General features: G+C 71.3%; 15 protein-coding genes. 4 read left to right on the top strand and 11 right to left on the bottom strand.

Translation table 11 applies throughout. The features are described from left to right. Positions 1-29: 29 nt before the first annotated feature. The gene (locus tag ACFV8T_RS32730; RefSeq protein ID WP_385334673.1) at positions 30-956 is read right to left on the bottom strand and encodes a proline dehydrogenase family protein; all 927 of its coding nucleotides are present in this window, start codon (positions 954-956) and stop codon (positions 30-32) included. Between the two features lie 179 nt (positions 957-1,135). On the opposite strand from ACFV8T_RS32730, the gene ACFV8T_RS32725 reads away from it, so the two are divergent. Beyond that, complete coding sequence (locus ACFV8T_RS32725) at positions 1,136-2,278, top strand: PucR family transcriptional regulator (protein WP_385334672.1); 1,143 nt, start codon at positions 1,136-1,138, stop codon at positions 2,276-2,278. Here the strand turns inward: ACFV8T_RS32725 and ACFV8T_RS32720 are convergent. The 7 genes from ACFV8T_RS32720 to ACFV8T_RS32690 all read right to left on the bottom strand — a co-directional run bounded on the left by ACFV8T_RS32720 (position 2,275) and on the right by ACFV8T_RS32690 (position 12,675). Further along, positions 2,275-2,928: a TetR/AcrR family transcriptional regulator gene (locus ACFV8T_RS32720; RefSeq protein ID WP_385334670.1), complete on the bottom strand. Its 654-nt coding sequence runs from the start codon at positions 2,926-2,928 to the stop codon at positions 2,275-2,277. The two genes, ACFV8T_RS32725 and ACFV8T_RS32720, sit on opposite strands and share 4 nt — an antisense overlap. 78 nt (positions 2,929-3,006) lie before the next feature. Continuing rightward, positions 3,007-4,599 carry a phosphoglycerate dehydrogenase gene (gene serA / locus ACFV8T_RS32715; protein WP_385334669.1) on the bottom strand — a complete coding sequence of 531 codons (1,593 nt, stop codon included), beginning with the start codon at positions 4,597-4,599 and terminating at the stop codon, positions 3,007-3,009. Positions 4,600-4,872: 273 nt separating this feature from the next. Beyond that, positions 4,873-5,874 (bottom strand): ketol-acid reductoisomerase, encoded by a 1,002-nt coding sequence (gene ilvC / locus ACFV8T_RS32710; protein ID WP_385334667.1) that lies wholly within the window; start codon positions 5,872-5,874, stop codon positions 4,873-4,875. A gap of 100 nt (positions 5,875-5,974) precedes the next feature. After that, positions 5,975-6,502, bottom strand: a complete 528-nt coding sequence (ilvN, locus tag ACFV8T_RS32705; protein ID WP_361494352.1) for an acetolactate synthase small subunit — start codon at positions 6,500-6,502, stop codon at positions 5,975-5,977. Positions 6,503-6,523: 21 nt separating this feature from the next. Beyond that, positions 6,524-8,380 carry an acetolactate synthase large subunit gene (locus ACFV8T_RS32700; protein WP_385334664.1) on the bottom strand — a complete coding sequence of 619 codons (1,857 nt, stop codon included), beginning with the start codon at positions 8,378-8,380 and terminating at the stop codon, positions 6,524-6,526. Positions 8,381-8,596: 216 nt separating this feature from the next. Next, positions 8,597-11,431, bottom strand: coding sequence for a putative bifunctional diguanylate cyclase/phosphodiesterase (locus ACFV8T_RS32695; protein ID WP_385334662.1), 2,835 nt, complete (start codon positions 11,429-11,431; stop codon positions 8,597-8,599). A gap of 275 nt (positions 11,432-11,706) precedes the next feature. Continuing rightward, positions 11,707-12,675, bottom strand: coding sequence for a 2-hydroxyacid dehydrogenase (locus ACFV8T_RS32690; RefSeq protein WP_385334660.1), 969 nt, complete (start codon positions 12,673-12,675; stop codon positions 11,707-11,709). A 168-nt stretch (positions 12,676-12,843) separates the two neighbouring features. On the opposite strand from ACFV8T_RS32690, the gene ACFV8T_RS32685 reads away from it, so the two are divergent. The 3 genes from ACFV8T_RS32685 to ACFV8T_RS32675 all read left to right on the top strand — a co-directional run bounded on the left by ACFV8T_RS32685 (position 12,844) and on the right by ACFV8T_RS32675 (position 15,433). Continuing rightward, a complete protein-coding gene (locus ACFV8T_RS32685) occupies positions 12,844-13,800 on the top strand; it encodes an aldo/keto reductase (protein WP_385334755.1) in 957 nt (318 codons plus the stop codon). A gap of 189 nt (positions 13,801-13,989) precedes the next feature. Continuing rightward, positions 13,990-15,150, top strand: a complete 1,161-nt coding sequence (locus ACFV8T_RS32680) for a PQQ-dependent sugar dehydrogenase (RefSeq protein ID WP_385334753.1) — start codon at positions 13,990-13,992, stop codon at positions 15,148-15,150. Between the two features lie 22 nt (positions 15,151-15,172). After that, on the top strand, positions 15,173-15,433 hold the full coding sequence (locus ACFV8T_RS32675; protein WP_385334658.1) for a DUF6191 domain-containing protein: 261 nt from the start codon (positions 15,173-15,175) through the stop codon (positions 15,431-15,433). Between the two features lie 34 nt (positions 15,434-15,467). Here the strand turns inward: ACFV8T_RS32675 and ACFV8T_RS32670 are convergent, their stop codons facing one another. The 3 genes from ACFV8T_RS32670 to ACFV8T_RS32660 form a co-directional block, all read right to left on the bottom strand. After that, positions 15,468-18,620: an AAA family ATPase gene (locus ACFV8T_RS32670; RefSeq protein ID WP_385334656.1), complete on the bottom strand. Its 3,153-nt coding sequence runs from the start codon at positions 18,618-18,620 to the stop codon at positions 15,468-15,470. A 185-nt stretch (positions 18,621-18,805) separates the two neighbouring features. Beyond that, a complete protein-coding gene (locus ACFV8T_RS32665; protein ID WP_385334654.1) occupies positions 18,806-18,991 on the bottom strand; it encodes a hypothetical protein in 186 nt (61 codons plus the stop codon). Positions 18,992-19,259: 268 nt separating this feature from the next. Beyond that, complete coding sequence (locus ACFV8T_RS32660) at positions 19,260-19,877, bottom strand: hypothetical protein (RefSeq protein ID WP_385334652.1); 618 nt, start codon at positions 19,875-19,877, stop codon at positions 19,260-19,262. Positions 19,878-19,926: the final 49 nt, after the last annotated feature.

Raw genomic sequence — 19,926 nt, 5'->3', positions numbered from 1 at the left:
GCTCCTTGGGTAGAGAGGTGGAGGGGGGCTCAGCCCTTGGTGAGGATGGAGCGGCCGAAGAACAGCAGGTTCGCCGGCTTCTCCGCGAGGCGGCGCATGAAGTAGCCGTACCAGTCGGTTCCGTACGCCGTGTAGACGCGCATCCGGTGGCCCTCGGCCGCGAGCCGGAGGTGCTCGTCGCTGCGGATGCCGTAGAGCATCTGGAACTCGTACTCGTCCAGCTTGCGCCCGGCCTTGCGGCCCAGCTCCTGGGCGATGGCGATCAGGCGGGGGTCGTGGGACCCGATCATCGGGTAGCCCGCGCCCTCCATGAGGATCCGCAGGATGCGGACGTACGCCTTGTCGATCTCGGCCTTGTCCTGGTACGCGACGGAGGCGGGCTCCTTGTAGGCGCCCTTCACGATGCGGACGCGGCTGCCGGCGGCGGCCAGGCGGCGGGCGTCGTCCTCGGTGCGGAACAGGTAGGCCTGGATCACACAGCCGGTCTGCGGGTAGTCCTTCCGCAGCTCCTCGTGGATGGCGAACATCGAGTCGAGGGTGGTGTGGTCCTCGGCGTCCAGCGTGACCGTGGTGCCGATCTCGGCGGCGGCCTCGACGACCGGACGGACATTGGCGAGCGCCAGCTCGTGGCCGCCGTCCAGCGCTTGGCCGAACATGGAGAGCTTGACGGACATCTCGGCCTTGGTGCCCAGGCCCAGGTCCTTGAGGCGGCCGATCAGTTCGAGGTAGGCGTCGCGGGCGTCGGAGGCCTGCTCGGGGGTGGTGATGTCCTCGCCCACCACGTCGAGGGTGACTTCGAGGCCCTTGTCGGCGGCGTCCTCGATGATCGGGACGACCTGGTCGACGGTCTCACCGGCGATGAACCGGTCGACGACCTGCTTGGTGCCAGGTGCGGCCGAGATGAAACGGCGCATCTTGTCGCTGCGGGACGCGGCGAGAATCACGGGACCCAGCACGGGGCACCTCCACGGAAAGTACGAACGAAGGCCATACCGGAAATCGGGGAACAGACCGGTACAGCACGGAGAACCACCGTGAAATCTAAGGATCTCTCCGATCCTGTGCCATCGACAGCTGTCACGCATCCGTTCCCCGGTTCTCAGACATATGTCTGAAGGGGTGCGAGAATGGCCGGGTGAAGGGCGATTACCAGGAGCTGGTCGACGAGATCTCCGGGCTGCTCGGCGCCCCCGCGACGCTGGAGAACCGGGACTTCGGCCTGGTCGCCTTCGGCGCCCATGACAGCGACGACGACACCACGATGGACCCGGTCCGCACCCGCTCGATCCTGACCCGCCGCTCCACACCCGCCGTCCGTGCCTGGTTCGAGGGCTTCGGCATCACCCGCGCCACCGGCCCGGTCCGCATCCCGGCGGCCCCGGAGGCCGGCGTCTTCCGGGGCCGGATCTGTCTGCCGGTACGCCATCGGGGGGCCGTGCTGGGTTACGTCTGGCTGCTCGACGCGGACCCCGGGCCGACCGGCGAACAGCTGAAGGCGGCGATGGAGGTGGCGGCCCGGATCGGGGCGCTGCTCTCCGAGGAGGCGCGGGCGGGCACCGACCTGTCCCGGGAGTTCGGCGCGGTCCTGACCGCCGGGCGGGGCTGGCAGCACGACATGGCGGTGGCCGCGCTGGACGAGGCGCTGGGGCCGGACGCGAAGGGGCTGCACACGCTGGTCTGCGTGACCCCGTGGCCGGACGATCCGCCGTCGGTCCGTACGGTGCCGTCGACGGCGGCGCTCGCCCCGGTCCCCGTGACCGGGGGGCTTCCCTCCCTGGCCGCGCTGGTCCGGCTGCGCTCCGCCGATGTGCTCGACCCGGCGCTCCTGGCCGCGGACCGGCTGCGTGCCGCCGCGGGCCGGGGCACCACCGCCGGGGTCGCGGTGCCCCGCCGGGGACTGGCGGACCTGGCCGCGGCCTGGCGCGAGGCGGTGGCCGCCGCCCGCGCGGCGACGGCCGAGTCACGGTTCGGCCCGGTCGTGGAGTGGTCGGCGATCGGGCCGTACCGGCTGCTGACCGCGCTCCCCGCGGAGGCCTCCGCCGACCCTGCGGTCCGTACCCTGCTCACCCCGCCGCACAAGGATCTGGCCCGCACCGCCGAGGTGTTCCTCGACTGCGCGGGCCAGGCGTCCCGGACGGCCGCCGCACTCGGCGTCCACCGCCAGACGCTCTACTACCGGCTCTCCCGGATCCAGCAGCTCACCGGCCTCGATCTGAGTGACGGCGAGGACCGGCTGCTGCTGCACATGGCACTCAAAGGCGCGCGGCTCGGGGGCTAGGGCGTGTTTGGATCATGCCGGGCTCGCGGGGTCCGGCCTGATCCGAACGGAAGGCCCTGGGGCCTGTCCGCCCGGCCCTCCAGCATCACTTTCAGACCGTCCGTCAAATCCTGTGCGGACGGGGCGGATTCACTGTCCATCATCCACTGGACCATCACGCCCGCGAGCAGCGCCTGACAGAACAGCCCGGCCACCCGCGCCTTCTCCGGGTCCTTCTCCGGGTCGATGCCGAGCATGTTCTCGGCGAGCCCGTCGCGCCCTTCGCGCTGCGGGCCCATCAGGGCCTTCCGCAGCTCCGGGTCCTTGTCGATCCGGGAGACGACCTCCATCTGGAGCTGCCAGACGGACCGGGTCTCCGGGTAACTGTCGATCACCCGCTGCCAGGTGTCACGGAACTGGTCGAGCGGCGACCGGGACTCTTCGCCGGCGTCCGCGCCCTCGTCCGGCTTCTCGGTGAGCACGTCGCCCCACTCCTCCGTCACCTTGAGGAAGGCGAGGTTGAGCAGGGCCTCCTTGGAGCCGTAGTGGTAGCCGATGGAGGCGAGGTTCGTACCGGAGGCGGCCACGATGTCGCGTGCCGTCGTCCGGGCGTACCCCTTCTCCAGCAGGCAGCGCTTGGCGCCTTCGAGCAGATCCTCACGGTGTCCCATGACAGCAGCGTACCCGGCATGCAGACGCCCGTGTAAGACGCGCGTCTAGATGCCGGGTACGTGGAAACGCCGCGACCGTCAGTCGGTCAGGTTCACCGTGCGGGCCGAGGCGGCACCGATCTCCGAGGAGATATCGGCGAGCACCGAGGCCGGGACGTCGTCGTCGACGGTGAGCACGACCAGCGCCTCGCCGCCCGCGCCCGTCCGCGAGACCTGCATGCCCGCGATGTTCAGACCGGCCTCACCGAGGATCCGGCCGACCGTGCCGACGACACCGGGACGGTCGTCGTAACGCAGCACCACCATGTGGTCGGCCAGCGCCAGGTCCACGTCGTACTCGCCGACGGCGACGATCTTCTGGAGGTGCTTGGGCCCGGCCAGCGTGCCGGAGACCGAGACCTCCTCACCGCCCGAGAGCGTGCCGCGGACGGTGACCACATTGCGGTGGTCCGGCGACTCGGAGCTGGTGGTGAGGCGGACCTCGACACCGCGCTCCTGCGCGAAGAGCGGGGCGTTGACGTAGGACACCGTCTCGTCGACGACATCCTCGAAGACGCCCTTGAGCGCGGAGAGTTCGAGCACCTTGACGTCGTGCTGGGTGATCTCGCCGTACACCTCGACATCCAGGCGGACCGCGACCTCGCCCGCGAGCGCGGTGAAGATCCGGCCGAGCTTCTCGGCGAGCGGCAGCCCGGGGCGCACGTCCTCGGCGATCACGCCGCCCTGGACGTTCACCGCGTCCGGCACGAGCTCACCGGCGAGGGCCAGACGCACGGACTTGGCGACCGCGATGCCCGCCTTCTCCTGGGCCTCGTCGGTGGAGGCGCCGAGATGCGGGGTGCAGACGACCTGGTCGAACTCGAAGAGCGGGGAGTCCGTGCAGGGCTCCTTCGCGTACACGTCGAGGCCGGCGCCGGCGACGCGGCCCTCCTTGAGGGCGGAGGCGAGCGCCGCCTCGTCGACGATGCCGCCGCGCGCGGCGTTGACGATGCGGACCGAGGGCTTCACCTTGTGCAGCGCCTCGTCGCCGATCAGGCCGAGCGTCTCGGGGGTCTTGGGCAGGTGCACGGTGATGAAGTCGGCGACCTCCAGCAGCTCGTCCAGCGTGAGGAGCTTGACGCCCATCTGCGCGGCACGCGCGGGCTGCACGTAGGGGTCGTACGCGACGATCTTCATGCCGAAGGCGGACATGCGCTGCGCGACCAGGACGCCGATGCGGCCGAGGCCGACGACACCGAGGGTCTTCTCGCTGAGCTCGACGCCGGTGTACTTGGAGCGCTTCCACTCGCCGTTCTTGAGGGCGGTGTTGGCCTGCGGGATGTTGCGCGCGGTGGCGACCAGCAGACCGCAGGCCAGCTCGGCGGCGGTGACGATGTTGGAGGTCGGCGCGTTGACCACCATCACGCCGGCCTTGGTGGCGGCGGAGACGTCGACATTGTCCAGACCGACGCCCGCGCGGGCGACGACCTTCAGCTTCTTCGCGGCGGCGATGGCCTCGGCGTCGACCTTGGTGGCGGAGCGCACCAGGATGGCGTCGACCTCGGTGATCGCGGGGAGGAGCTCGGCGCGGTCCGCGCCGTTGCAGTGCCGGATGTCGAAATCCGGGCCCAGCGCGTCCACCGTGGCGGGCGACAGCTCTTCAGCGATGAGTACGACAGGTTTCGAGCTCACGTGAGTCCTCACAGGTCCAGTGCGGACGGCCGTCCCGACGGCCGCAGGCGGTGGAGGGGCTTGCCGCGTGGAAGACGCACGACACTGTGGGCCTGACGCGTGTATGTGTGGAGAAGTGTAGTCATGCGCCAGGACGCATACTGCGCCCCGTTGGAAGGATCACCCACACGGGGGTGGACGACTTGTACACACGTACGACGCCGCCTCTTCCAGCGGTGAAGCGGGGAAACGCCCCGGGGACGGATCCGTGGACCCGCCCCCGGGGCGTCGGTGTTACGCGTCCTCGTCGTTGACCCAGCTCATGAGCTTGCGCAGCTCGCGGCCGGTGGTCTCCAGGAGGTGGTCGCTGTCGGCCTTCTTGTACTCGTTGTACTTGGGCAGACCGTTGTGGTACTCGGCCATCCAGTTCTTGGCGAAGGTGCCGTCCTGGATCTCCGCGAGGACCTTCTTCATCTCGGCCTTGGTGGCGTCGGTGATGATCCGCGGGCCGGTGACGTAGTCGCCCCACTCGGCGGTCTCCGAGATGGACCAGCGCATCTTCTCCAGACCGCCCTCGTACATCAGGTCCACGATGAGCTTCAGCTCGTGCAGGCACTCGAAGTACGCGATCTCCGGCTGGTAACCCGCCTCGGTCAGCGTCTCGAAACCGGCCTTGACCAGAGCCGCGGTGCCACCGCACAGCACGGCCTGCTCACCGAACAGGTCGGTCTCGGTCTCCTCGGTGAACGTCGTCCTGATGACGCCGGCGCGCGTGCCGCCGATCGCCTTCGCGTACGACAGGGCCAGCGCCAGGCCGTTGCCCGAGGGGTCCTGCTCGACGGCCACGATGCACGGAACACCACGGCCCTCCTCGTACTGACGACGGACCAGGTGACCCGGGCCCTTCGGCGCGACCATACAGACATCCACATCGGCCGGCGGCTTGATGAAGTCGAAGCGGATGTTCAGGCCGTGGCCGAAGAACAGCGCGTCGCCGGCCTTGAGGTTGTCCTTGATGGACTCCTCGTAGACCTGGGCCTGGATCGGGTCCGGGACCAGGATCATGATGACGTCGGCCTCGGCGGCCGCCTCGGCCGGGGTCACCACGCGCAGGCCCTGCTCCTCGGCCTTCGCCCTGGACTTCGAGCCCTCGTGCAGACCGACCCGGACGTCGACACCCGAGTCACGCAGCGACAGCGCGTGGGCGTGGCCCTGGCTGCCGTAACCGATGACCGCGACCTTGCGGCCCTGGATGATGGACAGGTCGGCATCGTCGTCGTAGAACAGCTCGGCCACTGGGTCTCTCCTTGGTGTGCAGGTGTTGCGTCCCACCGTACGGCGGGGTGCGTCAATTACGTTTTCGGGTCTCGCCATACGAGCGGCGAGGCGGCGGTTACTACGCCGTACGGTCGAGGGCGCGCAACGACCGGTCGGTGATCGAGCGCGCGCCGCGCCCTATGGCGATGGTGCCGGACTGGACGAGCTCCTTGATGCCGTACTGCTCCAGCATCTTGAGCATGGCCTCCAGCTTGTCGGCGCCGCCGGTCGCCTCGATCGTGACGGCCTCCGGGGAGACGTCCACGGTCTTGGCGCGGAACAGCTTGACGATCTCGACGATCTGGGAGCGGGTCTCGTTGTCGGCGCGGACCTTCACCAGGACGAGTTCGCGCTGGATCGCAGCGGAGTGCTCGAGTTCGACGATCTTCAGGACGTTGACCAGCTTGTTGAGCTGCTTGGTCACCTGCTCCAGGGGCAGGTCCTCGACACTCACCACGATGGTGATGCGGGAGATGTCGGGGTGTTCGGTGGTACCGACCGCGAGCGAGTCGATGTTGAAGCCGCGGCGGGAGAACAGGGCGGTGATCCGGGCGAGGACACCGGGCTTGTTCTCGACCAGGACGGAGAGCGTGTGCTTGGTGGACATGAGTCGGTCTCTCTCTGTCTCTCAGTCGTCTTCGTTGTCGCCGAAGTCGGGACGGACCCCGCGGGCGGCCATGACCTCGTCGTTGGAGGTGCCTGCGGCGACCATCGGCCACACCATGGCGTCCTCGTGGACGATGAAGTCCACCACGACGGGCCGGTCGTTGATGGAGTTGGCCTCTTCGATGACCTTGTCCAGGTCGGCCGGGTCCTCGCAGCGGATCGCGTAGCAGCCCATGGCCTCGGACAGCTTGACGAAGTCCGGGACGCGGGTGCCCTTCGCCGGGACTCCCTCGGTGTCCGCGCCGGAGTGCAGCACGGTGTTGGAGTACCGCTGGTTGTAGAACAGGGTCTGCCACTGGCGGACCATCCCGAGCGCGCCGTTGTTGATGATCGCGACCTTGATCGGGATGTTGTTGAGCGCGCAGGTGGTGAGTTCCTGGTTGGTCATCTGGAAGCAGCCGTCGCCGTCGACCGCCCAGACGGTACGGTCCGGCATGCCGGCCTTGGCGCCCATCGCGGCCGGGACCGCGTACCCCATCGTTCCGGCACCGCCGGAGTTCAGCCAGGTGGCGGGCTGCTCGTACTGGATGAAGTGCGAGGCCCACATCTGGTGCTGGCCGACGCCCGCCGCGAAGATCGTGCCCTCGGGGGCGAGCTGTCCGATGCGCTGGATGACCTGCTGCGGCGAGAGGCTGCCGTCCTCGGGCAGGTCGTAGCCGAGCGGGTAGGTGTCGCGCCAGCGGTTGAGGTCCTTCCACCAGGCGGCGTAGTCGCCGACGTGGCCCTCGGTGTGCTCGGCCTGGACGGCCTGGACCAGGTCGGCCAGGACCTCGCGGGCGTCCCCGACGATCGGGACGTCGGCGGCGCGGTTCTTGCCGATCTCGGCGGGGTCGATGTCGGCGTGCACGATCTTGGCGTACGGGGCGAAGCTGTCCAGCTTGCCGGTGACGCGGTCGTCGAAGCGGGCTCCGAGGGCGACGATCAGGTCGGCCTTCTGCAGCGCGGTGACGGCGGTGACCGCACCGTGCATGCCCGGCATTCCGACGTGCAGCGGGTGGCTGTCGGGGAATGCGCCGAGCGCCATCAGTGTGGTGGTGACGGGCGCTCCGGTGAGCTCTGCGAGGACCTTCAGCTCGGCGGTGGCCCCCGCCTTGATGACACCGCCGCCGACGTACAGCACCGGCCGCTTGGCCTGGGTGATCAGCCTGGCGGCTTCGCGGATCTGCTTGGCGTGCGGCTTGGTGACCGGGCGGTAGCCGGGCAGGTCCAGGGTCGGCGGCCAGCTGAACGTGGTCTGCGCCTGGAGGGCGTCCTTGGCGATGTCGACGAGGACCGGTCCCGGACGGCCGGTGGAGGCGATGTGGAAGGCCTCGGCGATCGTGTGCGGGATGTCCTCGGCCTTGGTGACCAGGAAGTTGTGCTTGGTGACCGGCATGGTGATGCCGCAGATGTCGGCTTCCTGGAAGGCGTCCGTACCGATCGCCTTGGAGGCGACCTGGCCGGTGATCGCGACCAGCGGGACGGAGTCCATGTGGGCGTCGGCGATCGGGGTGACCAGGTTGGTGGCGCCGGGGCCCGAAGTTGCCATGCACACGCCGACCTTGCCGGTGGCCTGCGCGTAGCCGGTGGCCGCGTGCCCGGCGCCCTGCTCGTGGCGGACCAGCACGTGGCGGACCCGGGTGGAGTCCATCATCGGGTCGTACGCCGGAAGGATGGCGCCGCCGGGAATGCCGAATACCGTGTCGGCCCCCACCTCCTCAAGGGAGCGGATGAGGGACTGCGCACCCGTGACGTGCTCAACGGTGGCGGCGTTCGATCCGCCGTTACGGGCCCGCGGCTGGGGATGGTGGGCCCCGGTGGCCTGCTCGGTCATCGGCATTCTCTTCTCGAAGCTGAGGGTTTCTGCGGGTGTTTTGCAACATTTTGCGTGGTGCCGGTGCAACAAAAAACCCCTCGTGCCGCGAGGCAAGCGAGGGGAGCGCGTCGGTGTGGTCTGCAGAGTGCCTGGGAGGACTCCGCTTCAGCCGACGCGCTTTCCAAGTACGAGAATTCGGGTGCGCATGGCAATGACCCTCTCTCCGACGCACTCGACGTGTCAAGTGGGTGGGATGGGCGTCTCAACATGTGAGCCGCTGAGGAGGGGGATCGAGCCACCGGTCAGGACCGGCTGAGCCATGGCGCTGCCGGGCACCGGGAACTCGCCGCGGTCCAGGGCGCGGCGCAGCCGGTACTCGTCGAGCGGCCCGGAGAAGGCCATTCCCTGGCCGTGCGTACAGCCCATGGCGCGCAGTGCGAGGACCTGCTCCGGTACGTCGACGCCGTCGGCCACGGACTGCATGCCGAGGTCGCAGGCGATCCGCAGGAGGCCGCTGGTGATCTTGTGCAGCCGGGCGGACTCCACCACACCCTCGACCAGACCGCGGTCCAGCTTGAGTACGTCGATGGGGAGCCGGCGCAGGGCGTTGATCGCGGCGTAGCCGCTGCCGAAGCCGTCGAGCGCGATGCGGACACCGATGCGGCGCAGGGCCACGAGACGCTGCTCCAGTTCGTCGAAGGAGATCCGGGGGTCGCTGTCGGAGACCTCGATCATCAGCGCCCCGGAGGGCAGGCTGTGCCGGGTCAGCAGCGCCTCGACGGAGCCGAACGGCATCCCCTTGTCGAGGAGCCGGCGGGCGGAGAGGCGCACGGCGACGGAGACCGGGTGTCCGGCCCTGGCCCGGTCGGCGGCCTGCTCGACGGCCTCTTCGAGGAGCCAGCGGCCCAGCTCGGCGGTGCGGTCGCTGTCCTCGGCGACGCGGAGGAACTCGGCCGGGGTGAACAGGATGCCCTGGGCGGAGCGCCAGCGGGCCTGGGCGGCGACGGCGGCGACCGTGCCGCTGGCGAGATGTACGACGGGCTGGTGGAGCAGGGCGAACTCGCCGTCGCGCAGGGCGGTGCGCAGCCGGGTCGCCAGCTCGGAGCGGCGCACCACATCGGCCTGCATCTGCGGGGCGTACAGCTCGACGCGGTCCTTGCCGCCCGCCTTGGCGCGATACATGGCGAGGTCTGCGTTGCGCATGAGGTCGCTGGGGGTGATGCCGGGCTCGGCGAAGGCGACCCCGATGGACGCGGCGACCCGGACATCGCCGCCGCCGATCCGGTACGGCTGGGAGAGGGTGAGGCGCAGCCGGTCGGCGATCTCGTGGACCTGGCACTCCCGGGCGGGCTGGTCGCGGGTGCCGTCGCCGAGGATGATCGTCGCGAATTCGTCGCCGCCGAGGCGGGCCGCGGTGTCACCCGCCCGGACGGATTCGTGGAGGCGGCGGGCGGCCTGGACAAGGAGCTCGTCGCCCGCCTGATGGCCGAGGCGGTCGTTGACCGCCTTGAAGCCGTCGAGGTCGATGAAGAGCACGGCGGTGCCGGAGTCACCGGAGCGGCGGCCACCGAGGGCCTGGCGGACCCGTTTGGTGAACAGGGCCCGGTTGGGCAGGTCGGTGAGCGGGTCGTGCTCGGCGTTGTGCTGCAACTGGGCCTGCAGCCGGACCCGTTCGGTCACATCGCGGCTGTTGAGGATCAGCCCGCCCTGATGACGGTTGACCGTGGATTCGACATTGAGCCAGTCCCCCGTACCGGATCTGAAGCGGCACTCGATCCGGGTGGTGGGCTCCTCGCTCGGTGGGGCGGCGAGAAACCGGCGCACCTCGTGGACCACCCGCCCCAGGTCCTCGGGATGGATGATCGAGGCGAGCTCGGCGCCTACCAGGTCGTCGGCCTCGCGCCCGTAGACCCCGGCCGCGGCGGGGCTGACGTAGCGCAGCACACCGGTGGGGGCGGCGATCATGATCACGTCGCTGGAGCCCTGCACCAGGGAGCGGAAGTGGTTCTCCTTCTGCGCCAGCTCCTGGGTGAGGGCGATGTTGTCGACGAGCATGATGCCCTGCCGGACGACCAGGGCGAGCACCACCGTGCAGCCGGTGAAGATCACGACGCGGTCCACCCGGCGGCCCTCGATGGCGTTGTAGAGAATGCCGAGGGTGCAGACGGCGGCGGCGAGATAGGGCGTCAGCGCGGCCAGCGATCCCGCGATGGGGCGGCTGGTGGGAGGCGCGCCGCACGGCGGGAAAGCGTTGTCCGCGGCCCTGTTCGCGCCCCAGGGGGCGTAGGCGAGGAGCAGCGAGCCGGCGAACCAGCCCGCGTCCAGCATCTGACCGGAGTGGTAGGTCTGGCGCAGCAGCGGTGAGGTGAACAGGGCGTCGGACAGGACCGTCAGGGCGAGCGCGGCGACGGCGGTGTTCACCGCGGAGCGGTTGACGTTGGACCGCCGGAAGTGCAGGGCCAGCACCATGGAGACCAGCACGATGTCGAGCAGCGGATAGGCCAGCGCGAGCGCCGCGCGGGCCACGCTCACGCCCTCGGCGTCCACCAGATGCGCGGTGTGGGCGAGGGCGAGGCTCCAGGAGAGCGTGAGGAGCGATCCGCCGATCAGCCAGGAGTCCAGCGCGAGGCAGAGCCAGCCGGCCCTGGTGACGGGGCGCTTGGCGAGGACCAGCAGCCCGACGATGGCGGGCGGTGCGAAGCAGAGGAAGAAGACATCGGCCAGGGAGGGGGTGGGCACCGGGAGCCCGAGCACGACCTCGTACCAGCCCCAGACCCCGTTGCCCGCGGAGGCCATGAACGAGGAGAGCGAGAACAGCAGCCAGGCGGGCCGGAACCGGCTGCTGCCGGCCCGCGCGTAGCGGTAGCAGGAGACGGCGGCGATCAGCGCCGCCGCACTGAGACCGAAATCCCCCATGACAAGGGCCAGTTGCGGCGAACCCCAGCCGAAGGCCGCCCCTGCGGCATAACCGGCCCAGACGATGCCGAGAAGGATCTGCCAGACCAGCGCGGACGTGCCGCCCACGGCCGTCCTCCGGGAGAGGAGCGCCCCGAGCGCGTCGGCCGGCGCGCTCACCGGGGCGCCCCCGGTGTCGTCGGGTGCGCTCGCACCCGGCGTCCCGCCGGTCCCCGTCGGCTGTCCGGTGGTGTCGGATCATGCGCCCATCGGCCGTACATCGCCCGTCGCCCCCTCGCGTGTCGCGTCCTCCCCGGCGCCTTCCCTTCCACGGCGCAGCGCCCCTTTCGGGACGATACACCAGACTCGTCACGCAGGGACATAGTTCCTCTACTCTCCGTGACGACCTGGGGGTTGTCCGGAACGGTGTGCGACCGAGGGCCTCCGCAGCGTGGTCAGCCGATGGTGCGTACCACGTTCCGCACCGGCTCTCCCGCGGCGAACCGGCTCAGCTGTCCGGCCAGCAGACGCTTGGCGCGCGGCAGGAAGGCCGACGTGCTGCCGCCCACGTGAGGAGTGATCAGGACGTTCGGAACATGCCAGAGCGGGTGGCCGGCGGGCAGCGGCTCCGGGTCGGTGACGTCGAGGGCGGCCCGCAGCCGGCCGGACTCGAGTTCGCGCAGCAGCGCGCCGGTGTCGACGACGCCGCCCCGCGCCACGTTCACGAGCAGCGACCCGTCCGGCATCGCGGCGAGGAACTCCGCGCCGACCAGCCCCTGTGTGGACGGATTCAGCGGGGTGGACAGCACGACGACATCGGCCTCGGGCAGGAGCGCCGGCAGGTCGTCGAGCGTGTGTACGGGGCCGCGTGCGGTGCTCCGCGCGGAACGCGCGACGCGCGCCACCCGCGCGCACTCGAAGGGTGCGAGCCGGTCCTCGATGGCGGCGCCGATCGACCCGTACCCCACGATCAGCACGGACTTGTCGGCGAGCGCGGGGTAGAAGCCGGACCGCCACTCCTCCTTGTCCTGGCCGTGGACGAACCCGGGAACGCCGCGCAGGGAGGAGAGGATCAGGGTGAGGGCGAGCTCCGCGGTGGATGCCTCGTGGACCCCCTTGGCATTGCAGACCAGCGCCCCGTCCGGCAGCAGACCGAGTCCGGGCTCGACGTGGTCGATGCCCGCGGAGAGTGTCTGCACGACCTGGACGGCCCCCATGCCGCCGAGCGGACGTACCGCGACCTCGGCGCCCTTCATGTACGGCACGACGTAGAAGGCGCAGTCGGCGGGGTCGGCGGGGTAGTCCGGTTCGCCGTCCCAGAGCCGGTAGTTGAGCCCCTCGGGGAGCCCTTCGATCTCGTCGGCCGGGAACGGCAGCCATACGTCGGGCGTCTTCGTCACGTCGGGAGTGCTGGTCGAAGTCATGGTCAGGAGGCTAATCGGCGGAGGCCGTGCGAGGCCGGGCGGGCGGCAGAGGTTACTTTGGGGTGCGGTGCGGTCCCGTGACGGCGGGGCATGGGCCCGGTTCGACGGCGGGGCCTGGGGAGGGTCGGGGAGTTGGAGCGCAGAAGTCTCGGTGCGGCGGCGCTCGCCGTGGGGGCGGTCGGTCTCGGCTGCATGCCGATGAGCTGGGCGTACAGCGCGTCGCAGCAGCGCGGTGACCGTGCGTTGCGCACGGTGCACGCCGCGCTCGACGCGGGCGTCCAACTGCTCGACACGGCCGATATGTACGGCCCGTTCACCAATGAGCTGCTGGTGGGGCGGGCGCTGAAGGGCCGCAGGTCGGACGCGTTCGTCTCCACCAAGTGCGGACTGCTGGTGGGTGATCAGCACATCGTGGCCAATGGCCGCCCCGGCTATGTGCGGCGGGCCTGCGACGCCTCGCTGCGCCGGCTGCAGACCGATGTGATCGATCTGTACCAGCTGCACCGGGCCGACCCCGAGGTGCCGATCGAGGAGACCTGGGGCGCGCTGGCGGAGCTGGTGACCGCCGGAAAGGTGCGGGCGCTCGGGCTCTGCGCGGTCGGGGCGCGGGCTTCGCGCCGATCGGGTTCCCGGATGTACGACGAAACGATCCGTCAGCTGGAGCGGGTGCAGCAGGTCTTCCCGGTGAGCGCGGTGCAGGCGGAGCTCTCGGTCTGGTCGCCGGAGGCGCTGGAGTCGTTGCTTCCGTGGTGCTCGGCGCGGGGTGTGGGGCTGCTCGCGGCGATGCCGCTCGGGAACGGCTATCTGACGGGCACGCTGACGCCGGGACAGGGCTTCGAGCCGGAGGATCTGCGCGCCCGGCATCCCCGGTTCACGGCGGAGATGATGGCGGCGAACCAGCCGGTGGTCGTGGGGCTGCGGCGGATCGCCGAACGGCACGGGGCGACCGCCGCGCAGGTGGCGCTGGCCTGGGTGCTGCGGCAGGGGCCGCATGTGGTGCCGGTGCCGGGGACCAAGCGGGAGCGGTGGGCGGTGGAGAACGCGGGGGCGGCCGGGCTGGCCCTGACCCCGCGGGATCTGGCGGAGATCGCCGGACTGCCCCGGGCGCGGGGGTCCTGGGACTGAGATCCGCCCCGCCGGTGGACACCGGTCGGCGGAATCGGCGGGTATCGGGAACCCCGGGGCGGGCCGCGGTGTAAGAACAGTAGTCAGGTGGCCGTCGAAGGGATCGGTGCTGTGCGCGGAGTTCTGTTCGGATCTGTACGGGGCCCCGCCGGGCCCCGGGGCCCGCGTCGGGCCCTGCGCCGCGGGACGGTGGCAGCGCTGGCCGCCGGCTCGTTGGCGCTGACCGCGGGGTGTTCCTCGGACGGCGGCTCCGGCAGCACGGCGGGCGTCGGGAGCACGCCGCGGGTCTCCCGCTCCTCCCCCGCCGCCCCGGCCCCGTCCGCCTCGCCGTCCCTGCCGCCCGCGAAGGGCTCGGTGAGGGTGGTGTCGACGCTCACCGAGGGGCTGGACTCGCCCTGGGGGCTGGCGGCGCTGCCCGGCGGCGATCTGCTGGTCTCCTCCCGCGACAAGGGCACGATCACCCGGATCGACGGAAAGACCGGCAGGAAGACCCTGCTGGGCGCGGTGCCCGGGGTGTCGCCCGCCGGTGAGGGCGGACTGCTGGGGATCGCGGTCTCCCCCACGTACGGCACGGACCATCTGGTGTACGCGTACTTCACGACCGAGTCCGACAACCGCATCGCCCGGATGCAGTACGACGAGAACGGCACGGTGCCCGGCCGGCTGCTGGGCGCGCCGGACACGATCCTGCGCGGCATCCCCAAGGGGTCGATCCACAACGGCGGGCGGATCGCCTTCGGCCCGGACCACATGCTGTACGCGGGCACCGGCGATACGGGCGACGACGGCCTCGCCCAGGACAAGAAGTCGCCGGCCGGAAAGATCCTGCGGATGACCCCGGACGGGCAGCCGCTGCACGGCAATCCGGCGGCCGACTCCGTGGTGTATTCGTACGGCCACCGCAATGTGCAGGGGCTGGCCTGGGACGGGCAGCAGCAGCTGTGGGCCTCCGAGTTCGGGCAGGACACCTGGGACGAGCTGAACCGGATCGTGCCGGGCGGGAACTACGGCTGGCCGGAGGCCGAGGGCAAGGCGGGGAAGAAGGGCTTCATCGATCCCGTGGCACAGTGGAAGACGTCCGAGGCGTCCCCGAGCGGGATCGCCTTCGTCAAGGGTTCGATCTGGATGGCGGGCCTGCGCGGCAAGCGGCTCTGGCGGATTCCGCTGTCCGGCGAGGCCGGCAAGGAACCTCTCGCGGCCCCGCAGTCGTTCCTGGAAGGAAAGTACGGCCGTCTGCGCACCGTGCTCGCCGCGGGCGGCGACAAGCTCTGGCTCGTCACGAGCAATACGGACACCCGTGGCACCCCGAAGCCGGGAGACGACAGGATCCTGGTGCTGGCGGTGCGGTAGCGGCTACAGCAGGTGAAGGGGCGTGCGGCCGGTGTTCAACTTCTTCGAGGAACTCTTCGCACCGGGCCGCAAGCATGCCGCCGAGGAACAGAAACGGCTGGAGCTGACCCGGGTGGATCTCGGCGTCGGCGACCCGGGGCGCGGGCCGATAGACCTGGCCTCCGGGAAGGTGGTCGTCAGGGCCTTCGGCGCGGGCACCGACGCGGACACGGACGCGGGCACCGACCGGGGGCCCGACCAGGAAACGGCCCCGGAAGCGGACGCCCCGGACGCTCAGCCGTGAGCGAGCGGGACGGGCCGGATCCGGCCGGTCCCGGTCAGGTGGTGTTCCCGGCGGGGTACAGGCGGAGCCGGTGGGCGAGGGCTGCCGCCTCGCCGCGGCTGGAGACGCCGAGCTTGGCGAGAATGCTGGAGACGTGCACGCTCGCGGTCTTGGGCGATATGTAGAGCTCCTCGGCGATCCTGCGGTTGGTGTGGCCGGCGGCGACCAGCCGGTGCACATCCTGTTCGCGCCGTGTCAACCCGAAGGACTCCACCGCGGCCGCGGCCGCCTCGCGCAGACGGTCCTCGGTGCTCTCCCGGTCCGTGGCCTCGTCGCCGGCACCGTCCTCGGCGGGGACGGTGACGGCGGCCGGGATCTCGTGTGCGGCGCCGCGGTCCGGCGCGGTGAGGGCGATGCGGGCGCGGCCGGCCAGCAGCTCGATGGACTCGGTCAGCGGGCGCGCGCCGAGCCGCACGGTGGTGCCGTGGGCCTCGCGCAGCAGGGCGGTGACCGTGGACCGGTCGCCCGCGGCGACGAGGAGGGCCTCGGCCCAGCGGTGCTGGATCTGGGCCAGCTCGTACGGGCGGTGCAGCGGCGCGAAGGCGGCAGCCGCGCGGGACCAGTCGCCGGGGGTGTCGAGGCCCTCGGCCCTGGCCAGCTCGGCATCGATCAGGAGACCGTGGGCGGCCCAGACGGGGACGAGCATCGGCAACCGCTTCAGGTGGCTGCGGATGGCGGCGAGAATCGCCGGTCGGCCGGGGTCGGCGGCGGGCAGGCCCCTGGCATCGGCCTCGGCGGCGGCCGCGACATGCAGCAGCGGCAGGGCGTACCGCTGGGTGCCGGGCGGGAAGCCCTGCTCCGACCGGGCCTCGAACTCGGCCCGTGCCTCGGCGAGCCGGCCCTGCTGCGCGGCGAGGGCCATGGCATGGCGTGCGGGGGCGATCACATGCTGGGGCTGCGGGTCACAGGATCCGAAACTGCGCCGGGTCAGGGCGAGTTGCATCTCGGCCTCGGCCAGGTCGCCCCGGGCCAGGGCCAGTTCGGTACGGCGCGAGGCCACGATCCCCTGCGCCTTGACGGATCGGGCGGCGCGGGCCGCCGCGTCGGTGGTGGCCCGGCTCTCGTCCCAGTGCCCCAGGGAGAACAGCGAGGTCGCCCGGTTGCAGCTGACCCAGGCCTCCATGTCGGCGATGCCGTGGCTGCGGCTGATCTCGATGCCGTGGTCCGCGGCGGCCACGGCCTCCAGGGAGCGGCCCATGGATTCGAGGGTGGAGGGGAGGTTGATGCCGGCCCGGCTCATGATGCCGACCAGGTGCAGTTCGTCGGCGCGGTCGCGGACGGCGTACATCTCGGCGATGCCCTCGTCGACGCCGCCCGCCTCGGCGGTGAGCCAGCCGCGGGTGAGCCGGGCGTGCAGCTCGATGTACTCGTCGCCGACGAGCCTGGCGTACTCCACCGCCCGGTCGGCGGCGAGCAGTGTCTCGGCGCCGGGGCGGTGCAGGGCGCCCCATCCCGCCACGCTCATCAGGACGTCGGCGTGCACGGCGGACGGGGGCAGGCCCCGGACGAGCTCCTGGGCGGTGGCCAGTTCCTCACGGCCGTCGCCGCGGGTGAGGTCCTGCACCAGCCGGGAGCGCTGCACCCAGAACCAGGCGGCGCGCAACGGGTCGTCCTCGCCCTCCAGGACCCGCATGGCCTTCTTGGCAATGGCCAGGGCGCGTTCGCGCTCCCCGCCGAACCAGGCGGCGACGGTGGCCTCGGCCATCAGGTCGAGATAGCGCAGCGGGGTGGTGTCGGGGTCGCAGCCGCAGCCCGGGTAGCTCTCGGCGTAGTCGATGGGGCGCAGGGTGCGGCGCACGTCGTCGGGGGCGTCGTCCCACAGTTCCATCGCCCGTTCCAGCAGGCGGAGTTGTTCGGAGAAGGCGTAGCGGCGGCGGGCCTCGACGGAGGCCTTCAGCACCGCGGGCAGGGCCTTGGCGGCATCGTGCGCGCCGTACCAGTAGCTGGCGAGGCGAGTGGCGCGCTCTCCGGCGCGGACGAGGGTGGGGTCGGTCTCCAGGGCCTGTGCGTAGCGCCGGTTGAGCCGGGAGCGCTCGCCGGGCAGCAGGTCGTCGCTGACGGCCTCGCGGACCAGGGAGTGCCGGAAGCGATAGCCGTTGCCCTCCGGGGTGGTGAGCAGCAGGTTGGCGCCGACGGCTGCCCGCAGCGCCTCGATGAGTTCGTCCTCGGTCAGCCGGGCGACCGCGGCCAGCAGTTCGTACTCGACGGTGGAGCCGCCCTCGGCGACGATCCGGGCGATCCGCTGGGCGTTGTCGGGCAGCGCTTCGACGCGTACGAGCAGGAGGTCGCGCAGCGAGTCGGAGAGCCGGGAGTGGTCACCGCTCTCCAGGCTGCAGGCGAGTTCCTCGACGAAGAAGGCGTTGCCGTCGGAGCGTTCGAAGATCTCGTCCACCAGGGCGGCCTCGGGGGTGGCGGCAAGGATTCCGGTGAGCTGGCGGCGGACCTCGGCGCGGTTGAAGCGGGCGAGTTCGATCCGGCGGACGGTGCGCAGCCGGTCCAGTTCGGCGAGGAGGGGGCGCAGCGGGTGGCGGCGGTGGATGTCGTCGGAGCGGTAGGTGCCGATCACCACGAGGCGGCCGTTGCGCACGGTACGGAAGAGATAGGCGAGGAGGTGGCGGGTGGAGGCGTCGGCCCAGTGCAGGTCTTCGAGGACGAGGACGACGGCGTGCCCGGCCGAGATGCGTTCCAGGAGTCGGGCGGTGAGCTCGAAGAGGCGGGCGGTGCTGTGCTCGTCGGTCGCGTCCCGGTCGGCCTCGCCGAGTTCGGGAAGCAGCCGGGCCAGCTCGCCCTCCTGCCCGGCGCAGGCCGCGGCGACCTCCTCGGGCAGGGTGCGGCGCAGGGCCCGCAGCGCGGTGGAGAACGGGGCGTAGGGCAGGCCGTCGGCGCCGACCTCGACACAGCCCCCGACGGCGACGACCGCGTCCCGGCGCACCGCCGCCGCGAGGAATTCCTCGACCAGCCGGGTCTTGCCGACCCCCGCCTCACCGCCGATGAGCAGCGCCTGCGGCTCGCCCGGAGCGCCGGCCCCGCCCGAGCCGTCGGCGCCCTCCGCGCAGGCGCGGGCGAGCGCATCGACGAGCGAGGCGAACTCGCCCTCGCGGCCGACGAACACGGGACTGACGGACCTGGTCTCCACGTCGCCGAGCATCGCATACGGGTCCGGCCACCCGGGCCCCGGACCAGAACCGCCGGGCCCCGGGCCAGAACCGCCCGGCCCCGGGCCAGGGGCGTCGGGCGTCGGTTCAGCAGCCATCGGTCCACCGGACATCGGACTGCCGGACATCGAACGACCGGACCTCGTACGATCGGACATCGGGCGCCGTAACCCGTCCTTCACGCGGCGTGGACGAATCGCTTCCGGTCCGTACTCACCGGCCCCTCGGCCTCCTTGGGCCCGGAGTGCCGGGCTGCCCTGCGGGCATCCCGGCGGACACGGGCGGCCACCCGGACGAGCCGCTCCTGCTCGGCCCGGCGGTGCAGTTCGGCCACGTGCAGTTTGTTGAGTTCGAACGCGTACATGTGCTTCTCCCGGAGGACGACGGCCCGTCGGGGCCTGGACGGCCCGTCGGTGCCTGATGGGGGCGGCAGTGCTTCTGCCGTGCCCCCACTGTCGTCTCCCAGGAGGTGTCGCCACATCGGGCAGGATCCGCATCTTCGCGGGGCGGAGGGCCTTAGGACGTCGCGGACAGCGCCGCATACGGGACGGGGTCGCTCGGGCGGATGCCTTAGGACGTCTTCGTGAGGTCCCGCCTGTTCCGTAGCCGCCCGTGTCCGCCGGCCGTCGTGCTCACTTGGCGACGCCCGTGGTCGGCAGCGGCACGATGAGGTCGAAGTACATGCCGATGGAGAGCACCAGGCCGAGGACGCCGAGCGCGATGCCGGCGGTCGCCACGGCGCGCACCCAGCCGGGCTGCGGGTGCGCGGAGGGTGCGCCGAAGGCCGGGCGGACCAGGGCGAAGATCCCGGCCAGCAGCGCGAGCAGCGCGAACAGTCCGTTGACCAGGGCGGTGGAGTGCCAGGCGTCGCCGTAGATCTCGGAGATCTGCTGCGCGGCGGTGCCACCGCCCGAGGTCTTGATCTGGCCGATCAGGGTCTCGCGCTCGGCAGCGACCTTGCCGGTCCAGGACCCGGTGAGCGCGACGACGCCGAGACCGGCCGCGGCCACCGCGGCGGCAGCCGCGCCGAGGCCGGAGGGCTCCTTGGCGGCGTCGTCGAAGTCGTCCGGCTCCAGGTCTTCGGCCTCCGCGAGTGCTTCCCCGGCTTCGTCGGCGGCCTTGTCCGTGTCGCGCCCGGCGTCCTCGGTCGCGGCGAGCTTGGTCACGGCGTCCTCGGTCGCGGTCTCCTCGGCATCGGATGCCGTGGGGGCAGTGGGGTCGGTGGGGTTCGCGGGAGTCGTGGGGTTCATGTTCCGCACGCTAGGCGGCCCGGATGAGAACCCCCTTAACGGCCGTACG

This window comes from Streptomyces sp. NPDC059832, assembly GCF_042731715.1.
GTDB lineage: Bacteria > Actinomycetota > Actinomycetes > Streptomycetales > Streptomycetaceae > Streptomyces.
The sequence above is the reverse complement of the archived record's forward strand: the minus strand, read 5'-3'. Positions and strand labels throughout refer to the sequence as shown.